Raw genomic sequence first — 20,220 nt, 5'->3', positions numbered from 1 at the left:
CAAGCGGATCGGTGATCGGTGGGGGCGGCGCGGCGTCTCCAACGTGACGAGCGCCACTGGGCGACTTCTGTGTCCGGTTGGGTACCGCCGCGAGGATCCCGGGGGCCGACGGGTTCGATCGGCGGGTCGCGCACCCTGGCACTACGGCCGACGCGGGCACAATATGGGGTGCCGGTGTGTCTGTACGGGCACGGACCCCCCCAGGTGAGCGAGGCATCATGACCACGGCGAAGCAGTCGTACGCGGATCCGTCCGCGCCCGACCAGGACGCGCTCCTCGATGAGCTGACCGAGGCGCTGCGACGGGTTCGTCGCGGTGATCTGAAGGTCCGGCTGCCCCGTCGCGCCGGCAAGGCGGGCGAGGTCGCGGACGCCTTCAACGAGGTGGTCTCGGTCCAGGAGCGTCAGTACCTGGACCTGCGGCGGATCAGCCGGATCGTCGGTCGGGACGGTCGGCTCACCGAGCGGCTCGATGACGAGGGGCTGGACGGCTCCTGGGCGGAGGGGCAGCGGGCGATCAACTCGCTGATCGACGATCTGGGCCGGCCGACGACCGAGATCGCCCGCGTCATCGTGGCGGTCGCCGACGGCGACCTGTCCCAGCACATGGCGTTGGAGATCGACGGTCGGCCGCTGCGCGGTGAGTACCTGCGGATCGGGCGCACCGTGAACACGATGGTCGACCAGCTCTCGTCGTTCTCCAACGAGGTGACCCGGGTGGCCCGTGAGGTGGGCACCGAGGGCAAGCTGGGCGGCCAGGCCGACGTGCGGGGTGTCGCCGGCACGTGGAAGGACCTCACCGACTCGGTGAACACTATGGCGTCGAACCTGACCGGCCAGGTGCGGTCGATCTCGCAGGTGGCGACGGCGGTGGCCAAGGGCGACCTGTCGCAGAAGATCACGGTCAGCGCGCGCGGTGAGGTGGCCGAGCTGGCGGCCACGATGAACTACCTCACGGACACGCTGCGGCTCTTCGCCGAGCAGGTGACCCGGGTGGCCCGCGAGGTGGGCACCGAGGGCAAGTTGGGCGGGCAGGCCGAGGTGCCGAACGTGGCGGGCACCTGGAAGGACCTGACCGACAGCGTCAACTCGATGGCGTCGAACCTGACCGCCCAGGTCCGCAACATCGCGCAGGTCTCCACGGCGGTGGCGCGGGGTGACCTGTCGCAGAAGATCACCGTGGCGGCGCAGGGCGAGATCCTGGAGCTGAAGGACACTGTCAACACGATGGTGGACCAGCTGTCGTCGTTCGCCGACGAGGTCACGCGGGTGGCCCGTGAGGTGGGCATCGAGGGCAAGTTGGGTGGTCAGGCGCAGGTACGCGGCGTCTCCGGCACCTGGCGTGACCTGACCGAGAACGTCAACCAGTTGGCCGGCAACCTGACCAGCCAGGTCCGCAACATCTCCCAGGTCTCCACGGCGGTGGCCAAGGGCGACCTGTCGCAGAAGATCACCGTCGACGCGCAGGGCGAGATCCTGGAGCTGAAGAACACCGTCAACACGATGGTCGACCAGCTCTCGTCGTTCGCGGACGAGGTGACCCGGGTGGCCCGTGAGGTGGGTACCGAGGGCAACCTGGGCGGTCAGGCGCAGGTCAAGGGCGTCAGCGGTACGTGGCGTGACCTGACGGACAACGTGAACTCGATGGCGTCGAACCTGACCAGCCAGGTCCGCAACATCGCCTCGGTGACCACGGCGGTGGCGAAGGGCGATCTGTCGCAGAAGATCACGGTGGACGCGCGGGGCGAGATCCTGGAGCTGAAGTCGACGGTCAACACGATGGTGGACCAGCTCTCGTCGTTCGCCGACGAGGTGACCCGGGTCGCCCGTGAGGTGGGTACCGAGGGCAAGCTCGGCGGTCAGGCCCAGGTGCGTGGGGTCGCCGGCACCTGGCGCGACCTGACGGACAACGTGAACTCGATGGCGTCGAACCTGACGGCCCAGGTCCGCAATATCGCCCAGGTCTCGACGGCGGTGGCGAAGGGCGATCTGTCGCAGAAGATCACGGTGGACGCGCGGGGCGAGATCCTGGAGCTGAAGTCGACCGTCAACACGATGGTGGACCAGCTCTCGTCGTTCGCGGACGAGGTGACCCGGGTGGCCCGTGAGGTGGGTACCGAGGGCAAGCTCGGCGGTCAGGCCCAGGTCAAGGGCGTGTCCGGCACCTGGCGTGACCTGACGGACAACGTGAACTCGATGGCGTCGAACCTGACCAGCCAGGTCCGCAACATCGCCTCGGTGACCACCGCGGTGGCGAAGGGCGACCTGAGCCAGAAGATCACCGTGGACGCCCAGGGCGAGATCCTGGAGCTGAAGTCGACCGTCAACACGATGGTCGACCAGCTCTCGTCGTTCGCCGACGAGGTGACCCGGGTCGCCCGCGAGGTCGGCATCGAGGGCAAGTTGGGTGGTCAGGCGCAGGTCAAGGGCGTCTCCGGCACCTGGCGCGACCTCACCGAGAACGTCAACCAGCTCGCCTCGACGTTGACCACCCAGCTACGTGCCATCGCCCAGGTGTCCACGTCGGTGACCCGGGGCGATCTGACCCAGCGGATCGCCGTCAAGGCGCAGGGCGAGGTCGCCGAGCTGAAGGACAACATCAACCAGATGATCGTCACCCTCCGGGAGACGACCAAGAAGAACGCCGAGCAGGGCTGGCTGGACTCCAACCTGGCCCGCATCGGCGGCCTGTTGCAGGGCCAGCGCGACCTCGGCGAGGTCTGCCGCATGATCATGACCGAGGTGACGCCGCTGGTCGACGCGCAACTCGGCGCGTTCTTCCTGGCCGACGACACCGACGGCAGCATGCGGCTGCGGTTGACCTCGTCGTACGGCTATGTGGCGCGGGGGCACGACGTGACCTTCGGGCCGGGTGAGGGGCTGGTCGGGCAGACCGCCCTCTCGCGTCGGACGATCCGGGTCAGCGCCCCACCGAACAGCCGCCTCACGCTGCGCTCCGGTCTGGCCGAGACACCCCCGACCGACCTGGTGGTGCTCCCCGTGCTGTTCGAGGGGGAGCTGCTCGGGGTGATCGAGTTCGCCAGCGTGTCCGCCTTCTCCGAGCTGCACCTGTCGTTCCTGGAGCGGCTGGTGCTCACCATCGGCATCGCGGTCAACACCATCCAGGCCAACCGGCGTACGGAGGAGCTGCTGGCCCAGTCGCAGCGGCTGGCGCACGAGATGCAGGAGCAGTCGGCGGAGTTGCAGCGCACCAACGCCGAGCTGGAGGAGAAGGCCACCCTGCTCTCCGAGCAGAAGGGCAACATCGAGACCAAGAACCGGGAGATCGAGCTGGCCCGCCTCGGCCTGGAGGAGAAGGCGCAGCAGCTCACCCGGGCGTCGGCGTACAAGTCGGAGTTCCTGGCCAACATGAGCCACGAGCTGCGTACGCCGCTGAACTCGTTGCTGCTGCTGGCCCGCCTGCTCGCGGAGAACTCGGAGCAGAACCTCAGCCCGAAGCAGATCGAGTTCGCCCGGACGATCCACGGCTCCGGCTCCGACCTGCTGCGGCTGATCGACGACATCCTCGACCTGTCCAAGATCGAGGCGGGCCGGATGGACGTCGAGCCGACCGAGATCCGCTTCACCGAGCTGCGCGGCTTCGTCGAGCAGGCGTTCGCGCCGCAGGCCGAGGAGAAGAATCTCGACTTCCAGGTACGCGTCAGCAAGGATCTGCCGCCGGCACTGGTGACCGACGCGCAGCGGTTGCAGCAGATCCTGCGCAACCTGCTCTCCAACGCGGTGAAGTTCACCGACAACGGCGCGGTGACGTTGCGGATCGCGCCGGCCGCGCCGAACGCGGTGTTCGACGTGCCCGCGCTGACGAACGCCCAGCAGGTGATCGCCTTCACCGTGATCGACACCGGGATCGGCATCTCCGACGACAAGCTGTCGATCATCTTCGAGGCGTTCCAGCAGGCGGACGGCACGACCAGCCGCCGCTACGGCGGCACCGGTCTGGGTCTGTCGATCAGCCGGGACCTGGCGCGACTGATCGGTGGCACGATCACCGTCTCGTCGGCGCCCGGCCAGGGCTCGACGTTCACGTTGTTCGTACCCCAGGTCCTCGCCCCGGACGCGGTCGTCGCGCCGCAGTCGCCGTCGCCACAGCGCGCCGGGCTACCGTCGTCGCTGCTCATGCCGCCGCTGGAGCTGTTGCCGGAGCGGCCGGAGGCGCCGGCCACCCGGCAGCTGGACGGGGCCACGGTGCTGATCGTGGACGACGACGTACGCAACGTCTTCGCTCTGACCAGCGCGTTGGAGCTGCACGGCATGACCGTGCTGTACTCGGACAACGGGGCGGACGGCGTCCGCCTGCTGGCCGAGCATCCGGAGGTGGACATCGTGCTGATGGACGCCATGATGCCCGACCAGGACGGGTACGAGACGACCCGTCAGATCCGGCGTAACCACCGGTTCGCCGACCTCCCCGTCGTCTTCCTGACCGCGAAGGCGATGCCGGGCGACCGCGAGTCGGCGCTCGCGGCCGGAGGAAGCGACTACATCACCAAGCCGGTCGACCTCGACGACCTGATCGAGCTGATGTCGTCCTGGATCAGCGGCAGCCGCACCGAGGAGACTTCGTGACCCAGATGGCCAAGGCGCTGCTCGTGGACGACCGCCGGGAGAACCTGATGGCCCTGGAGGCGATCCTCCAGGGCCTGCCGGTCCAGTCGGTGGCCGTGGAGAGCGGCGAGGCGGCCCTCAAGCAGTTGCTGGTGGACGACTTCGCGGTGATCCTGTTGGACGCGCAGATGCCGGACATGGACGGCTTCGAGACGGCCAGTCACATCAAGCGCCGGGAGCGCACCCGGCACGTGCCGATCATCTTCCTCACCGCCGCCGACCGGGACGCCCAGCTCGCTCTGCGGGGCTACCAGGTGGGCGCCGTGGACTACCTGACCAAGCCGTTCGACCCGTGGGTGCTGCGGGCTAAGGTGTCGGTCTTCGTCGAGCTGTGGGTGAAGACCCGGCAGTTGGCCGCCCAGTCGGACCTGGTGCGGGATCGCGACGCGCAGTGGCGGCGACTCACCGACGCGGTCGACGAGGCCACCACCCTGCTGCGCTCGGACGACCGGGAGGCGCGGGACCGTGCAGTCGGGCTCCTCGAACAGGCCCGCTGGGGCAACACGGCCTGACCAGCCGCGTTCGGCAGCTCGTGGCTGGGGCCGGGCCGGCTCACGCTCGCGGCGCCGGCCTGCGGGTCAGGCTTCGCCGGGTCGGAGGTGGCCGGTGGCGGCCCGGCGGACGCGCCAGCGTTCGCCGAGTGAGTCGATCTCTTCCTGGACGAAGATAAAGAAGTCGCGCATCTCGGCCACCCGTTCGCCGGCCGGCGTCTCCGCGCCGAGCGCCCCGATGCCGCCCTCGGCCACGTCGATGAACGTCTTGTAGATCGCGGTCTTCGTGATGGTCCCCTCGTACCAAGGGTTCTCCGGCATCCGGTAACGGTCGCGGCGGGAGCGGGGGACCGGCTCGCGGATCAGCATGCCGAACTGGGTGAGGTAACGGACCGCGCCGCTGACCGCCGCCGCGCTGACTCCGAGCCGTTCGCCGATCTCGGCGGCCGTCAGCGGATCGTCCGCGCTCATCACGGTGAACAGCACCCGAGCGGCCATCCGGGGGAAGCCGACCTCGGCGAACGTGAGGGCCATCCGTTCGACGAAGAGGTGCACCGGGTCGTGGCCGTCGGCCGCTGCCATCTCTGCCCCTCCCGTGTGGTTTGTGGGCACCGATGGTGCCGCGCTCACACTGTCTTCACAACTTTGTGAAACGAGTGTAGCTTCCGATATATGGAAACTCCGATTGAAGTGTCCGGCCTGGTCAAGACCTTCGGCCGCGTCCGGGCGCTCGACGGTCTGGACCTGAATGTCCGCGCCGGCGAGGTGCACGGGTTCCTCGGGCCGAACGGCGCCGGCAAGTCGACGGCCATTCGGGCGCTCCTCGGTCTGCTGCGGACGGACGCGGGGGCCGTCCGCCTGCTCGGGGGCGATCCGTGGCGCGACGCGGTGGCCCTGCACCGCCGGCTGGCGTACGTGCCGGGCGACGTGACGCTCTGGCCCAACCTCTCCGGCGGCGAGGTCATCGACCTGCTCGGCCGGATGCGCGGCGGCCTCGACCCGGCCCGCCGAGCCGAACTGCTCGAATCCTTCGAGCTGGATCCCCGCAAGAAGGGCCGGACGTACTCCAAGGGCAACCGGCAAAAGGTCGGCCTGGTGGCCGCCCTCGCGTCGGACGCCGAACTCCTCATCCTGGACGAGCCGACGTCCGGCCTGGACCCCCTCATGGAGGAGGTCTTCCAGCACTGGGTACGCCGGGCGAAGGCCGACGGCCGCACCGTGCTGCTCTCCAGCCACATCCTGGCCGAGGTGGAGGCGCTCTGCGACCGGGTGACGATCATCCGCAACGGGCGGGACGTGGAGACCGGCACCCTGAGCGAGCTGCGGCACCTGCGGCGCACCTCCATCGAGGCCGAGCTGACCGGTCCGGTGGACGGGCTGGGTCAGCTCACCGGCGTGCACGACCTGCGGGTGGACGGGCAGCGGGTGCGCTTCGACGTGGAGGACGCCGCGCTGGACAGCGCGCTCCGTCGACTCACCGAGATCGGCGTACGCAGCCTGGTCAGCCAACCGCCGACGCTCGAGGAGTTGTTCCTGCGGCACTACCAGGGCGAGCAGGTGCGCTCGTGACCGCGAGGAGTGAGCCGGGTTTGCGCGGCACCGCGTTCACCGGCACCCGACACCTGATGCGCCTGATCCTGCGGCGGGACCGGATCGTGCTGCCCATCTGGATCCTTCCGCTGGCCGTGCTGCCGGCCAGCTACGCCGGCGCGTTCACCGGCCTCTATCCGACCGCCGCCGAGCGGGCCGCCTACCTGGCCAGCACGGCGAGCAACCCGTCGATCGTCGCGCTGCTCGGTCCGGTGTACGGCGACAGCATCGGCGCGCTCACCGTCCAGCGAGCCGGGCTGTTCGCCATGATTGCCGCCCTGGCGAGCGTGCTGACGGTGGTACGACACACCCGCACCGAGGAGGAGGCCGGCCGGCGGGAGTTGCTGGGCGCATCGGTCCTCGGCCGGTACGCCGGGCTGACCGCGGCGCTGCTGGTCACGTACGCCGCGAATCTGCTGCTCGGCCTGCTCATCGCCGGCGGCCTGGTCGCGGCGGGTCTGCCCGGTGCCGGATCGCTGCTCTTCGGCGCCGGCGTGGCCCTGACCGGCATCGCGTTCGCCACGGTCGGCGGCCTGGCCGCGCAGCTCACCCAGAGCGCCGGCGGGGCACGCGGCATCGGGCTGGGCGTGCTCGGGTTGGCGTTCGCGCTGCGCCTCGGCGGCGACGCCGGAGGTTCCGGTGGCAGCGGCGGACGTGCCGAATGGCTGAGCTGGATCTCCCCGCTCGGCTGGGGGCCCCGGGGGCGGGCCTTCACCGGCGAGCGTTGGTGGGTGCTGCTGCTACCGGTGCTGTTCAGTGTGGCGGTGGCGCTCGTCGCGTACCCCGTCTCGGTACGCCGGGACGTGGGTGCCGGCGTGCTGCCGCCCCGGCTCGGTCCGGCCACCGCGGGCGGCGCGCTGGCCGGACCGTTCGGCCTGGCCTGGCGGCTGCACCGGGGCCAGTTGCTCGGCTGGGCGGTCGGCTTCGGGCTGCTCGGTCTGGTGCTGGGCGGCGCGGCGGACGCGGCCGGCGACGCGGTGCAGGGCAACGAGCAGGTCGCCGAGCTGCTGGCCCGGCTGGGTGGGTCGACGACGTTGGCCGAGGCGTACCTCGGCAGCACGTTGAGCCTGACCGCGCTGGCCGCCGCCGGGTACGGCATCCAGGCCGCGCTGCGGGCGCGGGCGGAGGAGACCGCCGGGCGGGCCGAACCGCTGCTCGCCACGGCGGTGAGCAGGTTCCGCTGGCTGGCGGCGCACCTGGTCTTCGCGCTGCTCGGCCCGGTGGTCGTGTTGGCCGTGACGGGGGCGGCGACGGGACTGTCGTACGGCCTCAGCGTCGGTGACGTCGGCGGCGAGGTGCCCCGGATGCTCGGCGTGGGGCTGGTCCAGGTTCCGGCGGCGTGGGTCCTCGCGGGGCTGGCGGCGCTGCTGGTGGGGTGGCTGCCCCGGTTCTCGTGGGCGGCCTGGGCGGTGCTCGCGGGCTGCCTGCTGCTGGGTCAGATCGGCGCGATCCTGGAGCTGAGCCAGTGGGTCCTGGACATCTCCCCGTTCACCCACACCCCCCAGGTCCTGAACAACAACTGGACCCCGCTACCCCTGCTGGCCCTGAGCGCAGCAGCAGCCACCCTCCTAACCCTGGCCCTGAAGACCTTCCACACCCGAGACATCCCCACCCCCTGAAGCACGCGTTGATCAAGAGGTTCGCGTCAGCGGAAGCGCGATTTCTGACGCAAACCTCTTGATCAACAGGGTGGTCGAGGTCGTGCGCGGGGTGGGGGGTGGGGGTGGGGGTGGGGTTGGGGGTGGGGGTGGGGTGGGGGTTAGCCGGTGGGTTGGTCGTTTTTGATCATCAGGGCGCTGCGCAGGCCGGTGATGTCCAGGACGCGGATCAGGAAGTCGCCGACGTGGGTGAGCATCAGCAGGCTCTGCGCGTGGCTGGCCTTGCGGCTGAGCACCACGAGTGTGCCCAGGCCCTGCGAGTCGCAGAAGGTGACGCCGCCGAGGTCGAGCACGATCCGCGGGGGCGGATCGGTCAGCACCTCGTTGACCACGGTGCTGAGCTGGGCGGCCGTGAGCATGTCGATCTCACCGGCCAGGCGAAGCACTGCTTCGTCGCCCGTCCGGTGTAGCGTGATGGACAGTTCGGCACGATCCACTCGGTCAGCCTAGCGCGATCCAGCCGACCCGGCCTGTCGAGGCGACGAGCCGGTCCATCGGGCACCGGAGCTGGGTGAGCCCGGTAACCCTCGCCCGGGGTGGCTGCTGGTTGACCGTCCGGCGCTGACACAATGGCGGCATCGTGACCGACATCGTTTCCGCCGGATCTGGCCGTTACCCGGCCGACGCGCCGGCCTCCGAGGCCCTGTTCGACCGCGCCCGCGCCATCGTGCCGGGCGGGGTCAACTCCCCCGTGCGCGCCTTCCAGGCGGTTGGCGGCACCCCGCGCTTCATGGTCCGTGGTGAGGGCCCGTGGCTGTACGACGCCGACGGTCGCCGCTACGTCGACCTGGTGTGCTCGTGGGGTCCGCTGATCCTCGGGCACGCCCACCCGGAGGTGGTGGACGCCGTGCAGACGGCCGCCGCCCGGGGCACCAGCTTCGGCACGCCCACCCCGGGCGAGGTGGAGCTGGCCGCCGAGATCGTCGACCGGACGCCGGTGGAGCAGGTCCGCCTGGTCAACTCCGGCACCGAGGCGACCATGTCGGCGATCCGGCTGGCCCGTGGCTTCACCGGCCGCTCCAAGATCGTCAAGTTCGCGGGTTGCTACCACGGGCACGTCGACGCGCTGCTCGCCTCCGCCGGTTCCGGTGTGGCGACCCTCGGCCTGCCCGACTCGCCCGGCGTCACCGGCGCGGCGGCCAGCGAGACGATCGTGCTGCCGTACAACGACATCCGGGCCGTCGAGGAGGCGTTCGCCGCCGAGGGCCCGCACATCGCCGCCGTGATCACCGAGGCCGCCGCCGGCAACATGGGCGTGGTCGCGCCCCGCGACGGCTTCAACCAGCAGTTGGCCCGGATCGCGCACGCGCACGGCGCCCTGCTCGTCGTCGACGAGGTGATGACCGGGTTCCGGGTCTCCCGCGCCGGGTGGCACGGCCTCGACGCCTCCGAGGCGGACCTGTGGACGTACGGCAAGGTCATGGGTGGTGGCCTGCCCGCCGCGGCGTTCGGCGGGCGCGCGGACATCATGGCGCGTCTCGCGCCGGCCGGCCCGGTCTACCAGGCCGGGACGCTCTCCGGTAACCCGCTGGCCTGCGCCGCCGGTCTGGCGACCCTGCGGCTCGCCGACGACGCGCTCTACCGCAGGCTCGACGACACGGCCGCCGTCGTGGGCAAGCTCGCGTCCGACGCGCTGGCCGCCGCCGGGGTCCCGCACCGTTGGTCGTACGCGGGCAGCATGTTCTCCATCTTCTTCACGGACGCCGACGTGGTCGACTACGACAGCGCGCGCACCCAGCAGGTGCCGGCGTTCAAGGCGTTCTTCCACTCGATGCTCGCCTCCGGCGTCTACCTGCCGCCGAGCGCGTTCGAGTCGTGGTTCGTGTCGGCGGCGATCGACGACGCCGCTCTGGAGCACATCGCCGCCGCGCTCCCGACGGCGGCGAATGCGGCGGCAGCCGCTGGTCACGGGGGGTAGTAGACAGTGGCGAAGACGGTGGTCCACGTGCTCCGGCACGGCGAGGTGCACAACCCCGACCAGATCCTGTACGGGCGGCTGCCCGGTTTCCGCCTCTCCGAGCTGGGCGTGCAGATGGCCAAGGCCGCCGCGCAGGGTCTCGCCGAGCGGGAGATCGTGCACGTGGTGGCCAGCCCGTTGGAGCGCGCCCAACAGACCGCCGAGCCCATCGCCGCCCAGTTCGGGCTGCCGGTCGGGGTGGACGAGCGGCTGATCGAGAGCGCCAACTGGTTCGAGGGCAAGAAAGTCTCCCCGGGCGACGGGTCGTTCCGCGACCCGCGCAACTGGTGGGTGCTGCGCGACCCGGTGACGCCGTCCTGGGGTGAGGCGTACCGGGCGATCGCCGAGCGGATGTTCGCGGCCGTGCACGCCGCCCGGGTCGCCGCCGAGGGACGCGAGGCGGTGCTGGTGTCGCACCAGCTCCCGATCTGGACGCTGCGTCGTCACGTCGAGCGCAAGCGGCTCTGGCACGACCCGCGCAAGCGCCAGTGCGGGCTGGCCAGCCTCACGTCGTTCCACTTCGACGACGCGAAGGTGGTGGGCATCGGCTACAGCGAGCCGGCCGCGCACCTCGTCGCTCTCTCCGCGACAGCCCGGACGGCCAAGGGGGCCTGATGACCACCCGGAGGTGGACCGCCGGTCTGCTCGCCGCCGTCGCCACGGTGGCGCTGGTCGGCTGTACGGCGTCGAAGGGGCAGGAGAAGACCTGCTCGACCACCTCCGACGGCATCATCGAGTGCGCGCCGGACCAGCGTTCCGCGCCGCCGAAGCTCGCCGGTGAGCTGCTCACCGGCGGCACGTACGACGTCAGCGAGGCCCGTGGCCAGGTGGTCGTGGTCAACTTCTGGGGCTCCTGGTGCCCGCCCTGCCGGGCCGAGGCGGACGACCTGGAAGCCGTCTACCAGGCCACCAAGGGCTCCGGGGTGAGCTTCCTCGGCGTCAACGTGCAGGATTCGCGGGACAAGGCCAAGGCGTTCGAGCAGGGACGGGTCACCTATCCGAGCCTGTTCGACCCGCCGAGCAAGCTGGCGCTGTCCCTGGACATCCCGCCGAACACCGTCCCGGCGACCGTCGTGCTCGACCGGGAGGGCCGGGTCGCCGTGGTGATCCGGGCGGCCGTCACGCAGGAGGGCCTGCGACCGGTCGTCGATCGGATCGCGGCCGAGAAGCCGGCGTCGAACTGATGGGCGAGACGTTCAAGGAGCTGGCCCAGAGCGGGCCGCTGGTGCTCGCCATCGGCGCGGCGGCGCTAGCCGGCCTGGTCAGCTTCCTCTCCCCGTGCGTGCTCCCACTCGTCCCCGGCTACCTCTCATACGTGACGGGCCTAGCCGGCACCGACCTCGAAGGCCGTGTAAGGAAGGGCACCTTGTTACCGCCTGCGGTAGAGGAAGGGGCCCTTCCTTTCACTTCGGCGGGCGGGGGTGGAGCTGTTGCCGTACGGGAGCGGACCGCGGCGGTCGCCGTCAAGGGCCGGGTGCTCGCCGGGACGCTGCTCTTCATCGCCGGCTTCACCGTGGTCTTCGTGGCCACCGCGATCCTGTTCGCCAGCATCGGTCGGGTCTTCTTCGACTACGAGCGGCAGTTGGAGATCGTCGTCGGTGTGCTGATCATCCTGCTCGGCCTGGGCTACCTGGGGATGATCCCGGCGCTGCAACGCGAGTTCCGGATCTCCCGGCTGCCGTCGGCCGGCCTGCTCGGCGCACCGGTCTTCGGGGCGGTGTTCGCGCTGAGCTGGGTGCCGTGCACCGGGCCGACCCTCGGCGCGGTGATGGGCATGGCGGCCACCAGTGGGCAGAGTGACCGGGCCGTGGTGCTCGCCGTGGCGTACTGCCTCGGGTTGGGGATACCGTTCGTCGTCTTCGGGCTGGGCTTCCAGCGCCTGCTCGGGGTCTTCCGCGCCATCCGGCGCAACAGCCGCTGGGTCACCCGGGTCGGCGGCGCCCTGCTCATCCTGATCGGCCTGGCGCTGGTCACCGGCGGATGGCAGAGCTTCGTGATCTGGTTGCAGACCACCGTCGGGGTGGGCGAGGTGAGCATATGACGGTCGTCGACGAGCGCCCGGAGGCCGAGGCCCCGGCGCCGCGCCGCCGGCCCAGCCGGCTGCTGGCCCTGCTGCGCAACTCGTGGCGGCAGCTCACCAGCATGCGTACGGCCCTGATCCTGCTCTTCCTGCTGGCGATCGCCGCGATCCCCGGATCGGTGCTGCCGCAGCGCGGGATCAGCCCGGAGAAGGTCAACCAGTACTTCGTCGACCACCCGGACTGGGCGCCTCGGCTGGACCGGATCGGCGCGTTCGAGGTTTTCGGGTCGGTCTGGTTCTCCGCCATCTACCTGCTGCTGTTCACGTCGCTGATCGGCTGCATCACGCCCCGCCTGCGCGACCACTTCCGGGCGCTGCGGTCCCGGCCACCGGTCGCGCCCAAACGGCTGGCCCGGCTGCCGCAGCACACCACGCTGCCCGCCCCGGCCGGCGGCGTGGACGCCGTCGCCGAGGTGCTGCGCAAGCGCCGTTGGCGGGTCGAGGTACGCGGGAACGAGGTTTCCGCCGAGAAGGGCTACCTCAAGGAGACCGGCAACCTGCTGTTCCACACCTCGCTCATCGCGGTGCTGATCGGCGTCGCGCTCGGCTCCTGGTACGGGTGGAGCGGCAACCGTCTGCTGGTGGCGGGCGCGGACAACGCGTTCTGCAACACCCGCCAGCAGTACGCCGAGGCCAAGCTCGGCCCCCGCGTCGACAGCGCCGACCTGCCCCGCTTCTGCCTGCGGCTGGACGACTTCCAGGCCCGGTTCCTGCCGTCCGGCCAGCCGCAGTTCTTCAACGCCCGGGTGACCGTGGACGGCCCCGACGAGCCGACCCGCAGCGCGGACTTCTCGGTCAACTCGCCGCTGCGTCTCGCCGACGCGAGCGTCTACCTGCTCGGCCACGGGTACGCCCCGGTGATCCGCTACACCGACCGGTACGGCAACAGTCAGGTCAGTGACGAACCGTTCCTGACCACCGGCGACATGGGCCTGACCAGCGAAGGGCTGGCCGCCTTCCCGGACGCGAACGTCGACCCGGCGACCGGCAAGCGGGTACCGGGCGAGCAGGTGGCGTTCACCGGCATCTACCTGCCCACCGCGCCGCAGCAGCCGCCGTTCGTCCGCTCCGAGTACCCCACCGAGCGCAACCCGGCGCTGAACCTGGTCGCCTACCGGGGCAACCTCGGCATGGACGCCGGTATCCCCGGCTCGGTCTACCAGCTCGACCAGCGGCAGGTGCGCAACGGCAAGGTCAAGGAAGTCGGCAGCAAGCTGCTCCGCAAGGGCGAGAAGTGGACGCTTGACGACGGCACCACCGTCGAGTTCCTGGGCACTGAGCGGTACGTGACGCTCTCCGTCCGGCACGATCCCGGTTCGACACCGTTGCTGGTGAGCTGCGGTGTGCTGCTGGTCGGGCTGATGGGCTCGCTGTTCGGGCGGCGTCGCCGGGTGTGGTTCCGGGTGCTGCCGGCCGACCCCGCTGATGGATCTCCGACAGGCGGTAGTAGCTTGATGGAGGCCGGTGGGTTGCCGCGCACCGACTATCCAGGGTTCGCCGACGAGTTCGCCCAGTTGGTCGCCGCCGTGAACGGTGACGAACGGGCGGCCGAGCGGGCCGGTGCCGACACCGAATCCGGTGGCCCGGCCGGTGTGCGAGAAGGGACCGAGTGATGTCCGCGCTCTCCGACAATCTGGTGACCTTCGCGATCCTGACGTATCTGATCGCGATGATCAGCCACGCCGTCGAGTATGCGTTGGGCAACGCGCGTACCCGGGCCGCCGTGGCGTCGCCCGCTCGCGAGCTGGTGGGTGCCGGGGTCGGCGGTGCCGGCGGCGTGACCGCCGAGCCGTCCGGACCGGTGCCGCCGTCCGTCGACGGCTCGGCCGACCGGGCGCGGATCGCCGGGCTGGTCGCGGTGGGTGCCACCGCCCTCGCCGCCGTACTGCACCTCGGGGCGCTGGTCACCCGCGGTCTCGCGGCGGACCGCATGCCGTGGGGCAACATGTACGAGTTCGTGCTCACGGTGACGTTCATCGGGGTCGCGGCCTGGCTGGTGGTGCTCTGGAAGCGGCCGTCGCTGCGCAAGCTCGGGCTGTTCCTCACCCTGGTCATGGTGCTCCTGGTGGCCACCGCCGAGCTGGTCCTGTACGTGCCGATCGTGCCGCTGGTGCCGGCGCTGAACTCGTACTGGTTCGTCATCCACGTCTCGACCATCGTGTTCGCGTCCGGCATCTTCCTGCTCGGCGCGGTGCCGGCCGTCGGCTTCCTCATGCGCAACGGGTTCGAGCAGGGCAAGCGGAGCTTCCCGTACACCCTCGCCAAGCGGCTGCCCGCCGCGGTGAGCCTGGAGCGGCTGACGTTCGCGTTGCACGCGTTCGCCTTCCCGATCTTCACTTTCGCGGTGATCGCCGGCGCGATCTGGGCCGAGGCGGCCTGGGGTCGGCCGTGGGGCTGGGACCCGAAGGAGACCTGGGCGTTCATCTCCTGGGTGGTCTACGCCGGATACCTGCACGCGCGGGCCACGCCCAGCGTGAAGCGGAACGTGGCCACCTGGATCGCCGTGCTCGGCTTCCTCACCATGCTGATGAACCTGTTCGGCGTGAACATCTTCTTCACCGGCCTGCACTCGTACGGCGGGCTGAACTGACCTGGCAACACAGCGCGGGCCGGCCACGGAATCGTCCGTGACCGGCCCGCGTCGTCAGGGCGTGTGCGGTCAGCCGACGGTCACCGGCGCGACGTCGTTGCCCGGGTTGTCGTCCACCCGCGGGTAGCGGCCGTACGGCTGGACCTCGCCGGGCGTCCCGGAGAGGCTGTCGATGCGCAGGTCGAAGGTGACCGTGTTGCTGGTCCCGGCGGTGAACACGGCCCTTCCCCCGTCGCAGTACCAGGTCTTCGGGGCGTCGTCGCCGTTCTCCTCCTCCTCACTGCCGGTCTGTGAGCAGCGCGGGCTGCCCAGCACGGTGATGCCGGCCGGCGGGGTGAAGTAGAACGCGCCGACCGTGTCGCCGGAGATCGTGCCGTCCGGCACGCCCGGCCCTTCGTTACGGATGCCCACGGTGACCTGGACGGTGTCGCCGACCGCACCGGTGACGGCGGCGCCCTGGGCGACGATGTCGAAGGCGCCGTGCACCGCACGCAGGTAGGTCTGCCCGCCGACGCCGTCGACCTCGACCGGGATCACGCCGAGCGGCTTTCCGACCGGCCGGAGCCGCAGTGCCTGGTCGCTCTCGCGGTGCGTGAGTCGCACACCGCTCGGAAGGGGCCCGGCGGTCGCCAGCGGCTCCACGATCTGGGTGATCCGCTTGTCGCCGAGGGTGGCCGGACCGACCGTGGTGGCGAGCCCGCCGCGCAGCTCGTGCCGCTGGCCGGGCGCGAACGTGCCCCGCACGGTGCAGACGACCACGGTGGCGAGCACCTGGTCGGTGCCGTAGCGGCAGTTGCGGTAGCTGGCCGGGACGAGGCCGACCGGGAAGCGCATGGTGAGCCGCAGGTCGACGGCCGGTTGGTCGCCGGCGTTGACCACGGCCACCGGGGCGGCGCGGGTGTCACCCACGTCGACGCCGTCGACGTACTCGTCGACCATGTCGAGCAGGTCGGGCCCGGACCGCACGGTGATCGTCGCCTGCTGGGTGGACACCTCGGTCTGCTCGCCGAGCGCGGTGTAGGTCAGGGTGCCGGTCGCGCCGTCGACCGCGCCGGGCGCGGCCCGGAACACCACCGGCACCGTGCCGGTGACCGTGCCGAACTCCTCGGTGGCGTCGGCCGGCATCGGGCAGGTGACCGAGGTGCCCTCGGTGACACACGCGGTGGGGAAGGTGGCCGTTGCGACGCCGGCCAGGCCGGTCAGGTCGAGGGTCACCCGGGGTTGGGCCGCGCCGGTGCTGGTCAGGGTCAGCGGAACCGCCCGAGCGGGAGCGTCCGGGCCGCCGACGGTGGCGTCGTAGAGCAGGGCCTCGACCCAGCCGGGATCGTCCTGCGCCAGGGCCGGCGTGGCGGCCACACCGACCGTCGCGGCGCCCACGACCAGCGCGGTGAAGCCGCGCAGGAGCCTGCCCCGTGATACACGCACAGATCTCATCGATCTCCTTGGTGAGGGGGACCGGTCGGCGTCACTTCAGCCCGACCGGCACCCCTGATCCTAGAGATCGCCTATGACAGTTTTCGATCAGTCGATCGGTGCGCGGACACCGTCGGATGGCCTTGATCCACTCCAGATCGCCGACGTGGGGGCAATGCCGGGCGTCGGATGCCGCCACATCGGCGATCCGGTGTCGATCACGATCGACGGCCCACCCACGCGAGCGGGCCGTCGATCACGATCAACGGCCGAACCGGGCTCGGTCGCGGTCAGCCGCCGAACCAGCCCGGCATGTCGAGGCGGAACCAGTTGGTGGCGGCCATCGTGCGCAGGTCGTCCTCGATCGCGGCCACGCGCTCCTCGCCCAGGGTCGCGGCCCACCGTTGCCGTAGCCGATCGAAGATCTCGGCCGAGCGACGGAGCCCGTCGACGCCGCGCGGTGTCATCCGGACCAGCCGTCGGCGGGCGTCGGCGGGGTCGTCGACCCGTTCCAGGTAGCCGACGGCGACCAGCCGGTCGACGGTCTTGCCGGCGGCCTGCTTGGAGATGCCCAGTCGCTGCCCCAGCTCGCTGGCGGTGGTGCCGTCGACGCCCACGGCCTGGAGCACGAACCCGTGCAGCGGGCGCAGCTCGGGGTGCCCTTCGCGGGCCAACTCGGCGTGCAGGTCGTCGATCAGCGTGCGGAAGCCGGCCAGCAGCAGCAGCGGGAGCTGGAAGCCGGGCCGGGACGGCTCAGGGGTTGCCATGTTCGACAACCACGTTTACTATTTCGTCAACCACGTTGACTATCTTAGGGCAGGCAACCATGTCCGTCTTCACCACCCACACCGCCGAGACCGCACCCGCCGCCGCACGCCGGGCCATCGAGGGAGTACGCGGCCGATTCGGCTGGCTCCCCAGCGCGGTGGCTCTGATTGCCGAGTCGCCACAGCTACTCAACGGCTTCCTCGCCGCCAGTGCGGGATTCGAACAGACCAGCCTCGCGCCCGTCGAGCGGGAGGTGGTCATCATGGCCCTCTCCACCTCCCACGAATGCCACTTCTGCGTGGCCCTGCACACCGGCAAGATCACTGAGATCGGCGCGAGCGCCGCGCTGATCACCGCGCTGCGCGCCGGCACGACGCTGCCCGAGCCGCGACTGGAAGCGCTGCGCCAGTTCACGCTGGCCGTGCTCAAGCACCGGGGCGCGGTGCCCGACGAGGAACTGGAAGCCTTCCTGGCGGTCGGCTACCAGCCCCGGCAGGCGCTGGACGTGGTGCTCGGGGTCGGGGCGTACACCATGTCCACCTTCGCCAACCGGCTCACCCGCGCGCCGCTCGACCCGCCGCTGGCCGCTCACGCCTGGACGCCGCCCGTGTCCTGAGCGAGCCGCGTTACCGCGACATGCCGGCAGAGGCTGACTCAGGGTCGCGGTTCCGCTACCTTGCGCCAGAAGGGCCGATGGGCCTCCTCGGCAGCGGAAGGTGAGGCGCGGTGACCACGACACTGTCCACAGCGGAAATGATCAGAGACCAGCTCCGGCGGTCCCGGCTCGCGGCCGGGCTCAGCCAGGAGGAGTACGGCAAACGGGCGCACTACTCACCGTCCATGGTGTCCTCGGTCGAGGTGGGCTCGACGGTGCCCAACCTGGCGTACCTGACCCGGGCCGACGAGGTGCTCGACACCGGCGGCCTGCTGGTCTCGCTACGCGAGCTGGGTCGCCGGCACGCCGAGCCGGTGTGGTTCCGCCCCTGGTTGGAGGTCGAGCGGGTGGCCACACAGTTGCGGTGCTTCGAAGCGACGATGGTTCCCGGGCTGTTGCAGACCGCCGACTACGCCCGCGCGGTGTTCCGGCTCGACCTGGGGCTCACCGCCGAGCGGGTGGAGGAGTTGGTGGCCGCCCGGCTGGAACGGCAGACGATCCTCGACCGGGAGCACCCGCCGCAGCTCACCGCCGTGATCGACGAGGCCGCCCTGCGACGCTTCGCCGAGGGCAACGCCGGGGTGCTGGCCGGCCAGCTCCGGCACCTGGTGGCGTGCGCCCGCCGCCCGCACATCCGGGTGCACGTGCTGCCCCAGGCGGTCGGGCTGCACGCCGGCATGTTCGGGCCGTTCATCCTGGGCCGCACCGCCGACGGCAGTTGGCTCGGTTTTCTCGACAACCAGACCGGCGGCACCGCCGTCGACGAGAACAACGAGGTGGCGACCCTGCTCGGAAGGTGGGAGAGTCTGCGCAGCGACGCGCTGCCCCGGCAGCAGTCCATCGACCTGCTCGAGGAGATCGTGAAGCCATGGATCTGACCGGAGCTCAGTGGCGCAAGTCCACCCGCAGCGGCAACAACAGCGGCGCCTGCGTCGAGGTCGCCGACAACCTGCCCGGCCGGGTGCACGTCCGCGATTCGAAGGACCGCGACGGCGGCGTGCTGACCTTCAGCCCGGCCGCGTGGCGCTCCTTCGTCGAGCTGACCCGCACCCCCTGACCCCAGGGCTCCTGCTCAGGCCGCGTGGTCCGCACCCACTGACCTAACCCGGGCTCGGGCTCAGGCCGCGAGGAAGTCGCGCAGCAGGGCGAGCATCACGTCCGGGCGCTCCTCGTACAGCCAGTGCCCGCAGTCGTCGATCACCTCGCCGCGAACGGTGTCGGCGTACCGGCGTACCTGCTCGGCGACCTGGCCGCCGAGGCTGGCCGCCGCGCCGACGGCCAGCACCGGCATGGTGAGCTTCGTGGCCCGGTACGTCGCGTTGTCGGCGATGTCCCGGTCGAACGCCCGGAAGTGGGCGAAGCTCGCCCGCAGGTGCGCCGGGTCGCGCAGGTGGCCGGCGAACTCCTCGATGTCCGACGCCCTGATGCTGCCCTTGTGCACCATCAGGGCGTCGGTGAACCGGTCCACCCAGAGCGACTCCCGCCCACGGACCAGCTCCTCCGGCAGCCCGTTGTCGAGCGTGAAGAAGCCGAAGTTCCACACCGCCGGCCCGGCCGCGGTGAGCGCGGGAAACGTGTAGATGCTCTCGTCGGGGATCGGCGCCTCGGTGAGCGCCAGCCGGCTCACCCGGTCGGGATGGGCGGCGGCGTACGCGTACGCCACCATCGTCCCCAGGTCGTGCCCGACCACTCGCAGGTCACTGACCAGGCCGAGTTGGTCGAGCAGGCCGTGCAGGTCGGCGGCGACGCTCTTCTTGTCGTACCCGTCGACCGGGGCGTCGCTGTCCCCGAAGCCGCGCAGGTCGGGCGCGACCACCTCGAAGGACCGCCCCAACTCGGGCAGCAGGTGCCGCCACATGTACCAGCACTGCGGGTACCCGTGCAGCAGCACCAGCGGTGGGCCGCTGCCACCACGGACATAGTTCATGGTCATCCGACCGACCCGTGCCCGTTGCTCGGTGAACCCCGCCGGAACCCGATCGCCACCCATCCGCCGCCCCCGTCTGCCGGCTGCCCGGCTACCCGCTCGACCGGCGGCCATGCCTGCGCACGGCGCGCATGCCTGCGACACGGCGCTCGAACGTTGATCGACTCGGGTTTCCGGAAGTCGGGCCGTCCCAGGCCGCCGGACACCCCGATTTCCGGAAACCCGACCGGACAGGCCGGGGCTCGCCGGGGTCGTCGCGGGTCTCACAGCACCCGGCGTGGGCCGCGCCGCACCCGGTGCGGGAGACTGGGCGACATGGCTCGTGGCTTCCCGTACACCGATCTCAAGGACTTCCTCGCGGCGCTGGAGCGCGCGGGGGAGTTGCGGGGGGGGGGGGGGCCCCCCCCCCCCCCCCCCCGGGCCGGCGGGGGGGGGGGGGGCCCCGGGGGCGGCGGCCGGGGCGCCC

At 71.0% G+C, this 20,220-nt stretch carries 18 protein-coding genes; 13 read left to right on the top strand and 5 right to left on the bottom strand.

From position 1 onward, the window contains the following. Positions 1 to 218 precede the first annotated feature (218 nt). Both ACIBTX_RS03285 and ACIBTX_RS03280 read left to right on the top strand, forming a co-directional pair. Positions 219 to 4,586, top strand: coding sequence for a HAMP domain-containing protein (locus ACIBTX_RS03285; protein WP_357171609.1), 4,368 nt, complete (start codon positions 219 to 221; stop codon positions 4,584 to 4,586). After that, the gene (locus ACIBTX_RS03280) at positions 4,583 to 5,137 is read left to right on the top strand and encodes a response regulator (protein WP_357133755.1); all 555 of its coding nucleotides are present in this window, start codon (positions 4,583 to 4,585) and stop codon (positions 5,135 to 5,137) included. The genes ACIBTX_RS03285 and ACIBTX_RS03280 overlap by 4 nt, the downstream gene beginning before the upstream one ends. Positions 5,138 to 5,203: 66 nt before the next feature. Here ACIBTX_RS03280 and ACIBTX_RS03275 read toward each other — a convergent pair whose 3' ends face one another. After that, a complete protein-coding gene (locus tag ACIBTX_RS03275) occupies positions 5,204 to 5,698 on the bottom strand; it encodes a helix-turn-helix domain-containing protein (protein ID WP_357133753.1) in 495 nt (164 codons plus the stop codon). Positions 5,699 to 5,788: 90 nt separating this feature from the next. Between ACIBTX_RS03275 and ACIBTX_RS03270 the strand changes: the two genes are divergently transcribed. Both ACIBTX_RS03270 and ACIBTX_RS03265 read left to right on the top strand, forming a co-directional pair. Next, positions 5,789 to 6,685, top strand: coding sequence for an ABC transporter ATP-binding protein (locus tag ACIBTX_RS03270; RefSeq protein ID WP_363661390.1), 897 nt, complete (start codon positions 5,789 to 5,791; stop codon positions 6,683 to 6,685). Beyond that, positions 6,682 to 8,325 (top strand): ABC transporter permease, encoded by a 1,644-nt coding sequence (locus ACIBTX_RS03265; protein WP_357171607.1) that lies wholly within the window; start codon positions 6,682 to 6,684, stop codon positions 8,323 to 8,325. Before ACIBTX_RS03270 ends, ACIBTX_RS03265 begins: the two co-directional genes overlap by 4 nt. A gap of 140 nt (positions 8,326 to 8,465) precedes the next feature. On the opposite strand, the gene ACIBTX_RS03260 is transcribed toward ACIBTX_RS03265, so the two are convergent. After that, the gene (locus ACIBTX_RS03260) at positions 8,466 to 8,801 is read right to left on the bottom strand and encodes an STAS domain-containing protein (protein ID WP_357133747.1); all 336 of its coding nucleotides are present in this window, start codon (positions 8,799 to 8,801) and stop codon (positions 8,466 to 8,468) included. Positions 8,802 to 8,944: 143 nt separating this feature from the next. Between ACIBTX_RS03260 and hemL the strand changes: the two genes are divergently transcribed. The 6 genes from hemL to ccsB are packed head-to-tail and all read left to right on the top strand — an operon-like array spanning position 8,945 to position 14,991. Beyond that, positions 8,945 to 10,282 carry a glutamate-1-semialdehyde 2,1-aminomutase gene (hemL, locus tag ACIBTX_RS03255; RefSeq protein WP_396831987.1) on the top strand — a complete coding sequence of 446 codons (1,338 nt, stop codon included), beginning with the start codon at positions 8,945 to 8,947 and terminating at the stop codon, positions 10,280 to 10,282. A 6-nt stretch (positions 10,283 to 10,288) separates the two neighbouring features. Continuing rightward, complete coding sequence (locus ACIBTX_RS03250) at positions 10,289 to 10,936, top strand: histidine phosphatase family protein (RefSeq protein ID WP_357171605.1); 648 nt, start codon at positions 10,289 to 10,291, stop codon at positions 10,934 to 10,936. Continuing rightward, positions 10,936 to 11,505 carry a TlpA disulfide reductase family protein gene (locus ACIBTX_RS03245; RefSeq protein ID WP_357171604.1) on the top strand — a complete coding sequence of 190 codons (570 nt, stop codon included), beginning with the start codon at positions 10,936 to 10,938 and terminating at the stop codon, positions 11,503 to 11,505. The genes ACIBTX_RS03250 and ACIBTX_RS03245 overlap by 1 nt, the downstream gene beginning before the upstream one ends. Then, positions 11,505 to 12,362 (top strand): cytochrome c biogenesis CcdA family protein, encoded by an 858-nt coding sequence (locus ACIBTX_RS03240; protein ID WP_396831986.1) that lies wholly within the window; start codon positions 11,505 to 11,507, stop codon positions 12,360 to 12,362. Before ACIBTX_RS03245 ends, ACIBTX_RS03240 begins: the two co-directional genes overlap by 1 nt. Further along, complete coding sequence (locus ACIBTX_RS03235) at positions 12,359 to 14,014, top strand: cytochrome c biogenesis protein ResB (RefSeq protein WP_357392490.1); 1,656 nt, start codon at positions 12,359 to 12,361, stop codon at positions 14,012 to 14,014. Before ACIBTX_RS03240 ends, ACIBTX_RS03235 begins: the two co-directional genes overlap by 4 nt. Then, a complete protein-coding gene (gene ccsB / locus ACIBTX_RS03230; RefSeq protein WP_357392489.1) occupies positions 14,014 to 14,991 on the top strand; it encodes a c-type cytochrome biogenesis protein CcsB in 978 nt (325 codons plus the stop codon). Before ACIBTX_RS03235 ends, ccsB begins: the two co-directional genes overlap by 1 nt. 69 nt (positions 14,992 to 15,060) lie before the next feature. On the opposite strand, the gene ACIBTX_RS03225 is transcribed toward ccsB, so the two are convergent. Together ACIBTX_RS03225 and ACIBTX_RS03220 are read right to left on the bottom strand one after the other, a co-directional pair. Continuing rightward, entirely contained in the window at positions 15,061 to 16,425 is a 1,365-nt protein-coding gene (locus tag ACIBTX_RS03225) for a hypothetical protein (protein ID WP_396831984.1), read from the bottom strand. A gap of 269 nt (positions 16,426 to 16,694) precedes the next feature. Next, the gene (locus ACIBTX_RS03220) at positions 16,695 to 17,171 is read right to left on the bottom strand and encodes a MarR family winged helix-turn-helix transcriptional regulator (RefSeq protein WP_357133730.1); all 477 of its coding nucleotides are present in this window, start codon (positions 17,169 to 17,171) and stop codon (positions 16,695 to 16,697) included. 59 nt (positions 17,172 to 17,230) lie between these two features. Between ACIBTX_RS03220 and ACIBTX_RS03215 the strand changes: the two genes are divergently transcribed. From ACIBTX_RS03215 to ACIBTX_RS03205, 3 genes are all read left to right on the top strand, one after another. Further along, positions 17,231 to 17,788, top strand: coding sequence for a carboxymuconolactone decarboxylase family protein (locus ACIBTX_RS03215; RefSeq protein WP_357171601.1), 558 nt, complete (start codon positions 17,231 to 17,233; stop codon positions 17,786 to 17,788). A 137-nt stretch (positions 17,789 to 17,925) separates the two neighbouring features. Beyond that, the gene (locus tag ACIBTX_RS03210; RefSeq protein ID WP_357133847.1) at positions 17,926 to 18,705 is read left to right on the top strand and encodes a helix-turn-helix transcriptional regulator; all 780 of its coding nucleotides are present in this window, start codon (positions 17,926 to 17,928) and stop codon (positions 18,703 to 18,705) included. Next, positions 18,696 to 18,884 (top strand): DUF397 domain-containing protein, encoded by a 189-nt coding sequence (locus ACIBTX_RS03205; protein ID WP_357133726.1) that lies wholly within the window; start codon positions 18,696 to 18,698, stop codon positions 18,882 to 18,884. Before ACIBTX_RS03210 ends, ACIBTX_RS03205 begins: the two co-directional genes overlap by 10 nt. Before the next feature lie 60 nt (positions 18,885 to 18,944). Here the strand turns inward: ACIBTX_RS03205 and ACIBTX_RS03200 are convergent, their stop codons facing one another. Then, complete coding sequence (locus ACIBTX_RS03200; RefSeq protein WP_357171600.1) at positions 18,945 to 19,760, bottom strand: alpha/beta hydrolase; 816 nt, start codon at positions 19,758 to 19,760, stop codon at positions 18,945 to 18,947. Positions 19,761 to 20,220: the final 460 nt, after the last annotated feature.

It is taken from the genome of Micromonospora sp. NPDC049359 (assembly GCF_044466585.1).
Taxonomy (GTDB): domain Bacteria; phylum Actinomycetota; class Actinomycetes; order Mycobacteriales; family Micromonosporaceae; genus Micromonospora.
This window is presented reverse-complemented; position numbering and strand designations above follow the sequence as displayed.

Coding starts and splice junctions, on each gene's coding strand:
- ACIBTX_RS03285 (WP_357171609.1), top strand. CDS start 219: ATGACCACGGCGAAGCAGTCGTACGCGGATCCGTCCGCGCCCGACCAG.
- ACIBTX_RS03275 (WP_357133753.1), bottom strand. CDS start 5,698: ATGGCAGCGGCCGACGGCCACGACCCGGTGCACCTCTTCGTCGAACGG.
- ACIBTX_RS03270 (WP_363661390.1), top strand. CDS start 5,789: ATGGAAACTCCGATTGAAGTGTCCGGCCTGGTCAAGACCTTCGGCCGC.
- ACIBTX_RS03245 (WP_357171604.1), top strand. CDS start 10,936: ATGACCACCCGGAGGTGGACCGCCGGTCTGCTCGCCGCCGTCGCCACG.
- ACIBTX_RS03240 (WP_396831986.1), top strand. CDS start 11,505: ATGGGCGAGACGTTCAAGGAGCTGGCCCAGAGCGGGCCGCTGGTGCTC.
- ACIBTX_RS03235 (WP_357392490.1), top strand. CDS start 12,359: ATGACGGTCGTCGACGAGCGCCCGGAGGCCGAGGCCCCGGCGCCGCGC.
- ccsB (WP_357392489.1), top strand. CDS start 14,014: ATGTCCGCGCTCTCCGACAATCTGGTGACCTTCGCGATCCTGACGTAT.
- ACIBTX_RS03225 (WP_396831984.1), bottom strand. CDS start 16,425: ATGAGATCTGTGCGTGTATCACGGGGCAGGCTCCTGCGCGGCTTCACC.
- ACIBTX_RS03220 (WP_357133730.1), bottom strand. CDS start 17,171: ATGGCAACCCCTGAGCCGTCCCGGCCCGGCTTCCAGCTCCCGCTGCTG.
- ACIBTX_RS03215 (WP_357171601.1), top strand. CDS start 17,231: ATGTCCGTCTTCACCACCCACACCGCCGAGACCGCACCCGCCGCCGCA.
- ACIBTX_RS03210 (WP_357133847.1), top strand. CDS start 17,926: ATGATCAGAGACCAGCTCCGGCGGTCCCGGCTCGCGGCCGGGCTCAGC.
- ACIBTX_RS03205 (WP_357133726.1), top strand. CDS start 18,696: ATGGATCTGACCGGAGCTCAGTGGCGCAAGTCCACCCGCAGCGGCAAC.
- ACIBTX_RS03200 (WP_357171600.1), bottom strand. CDS start 19,760: ATGACCATGAACTATGTCCGTGGTGGCAGCGGCCCACCGCTGGTGCTG.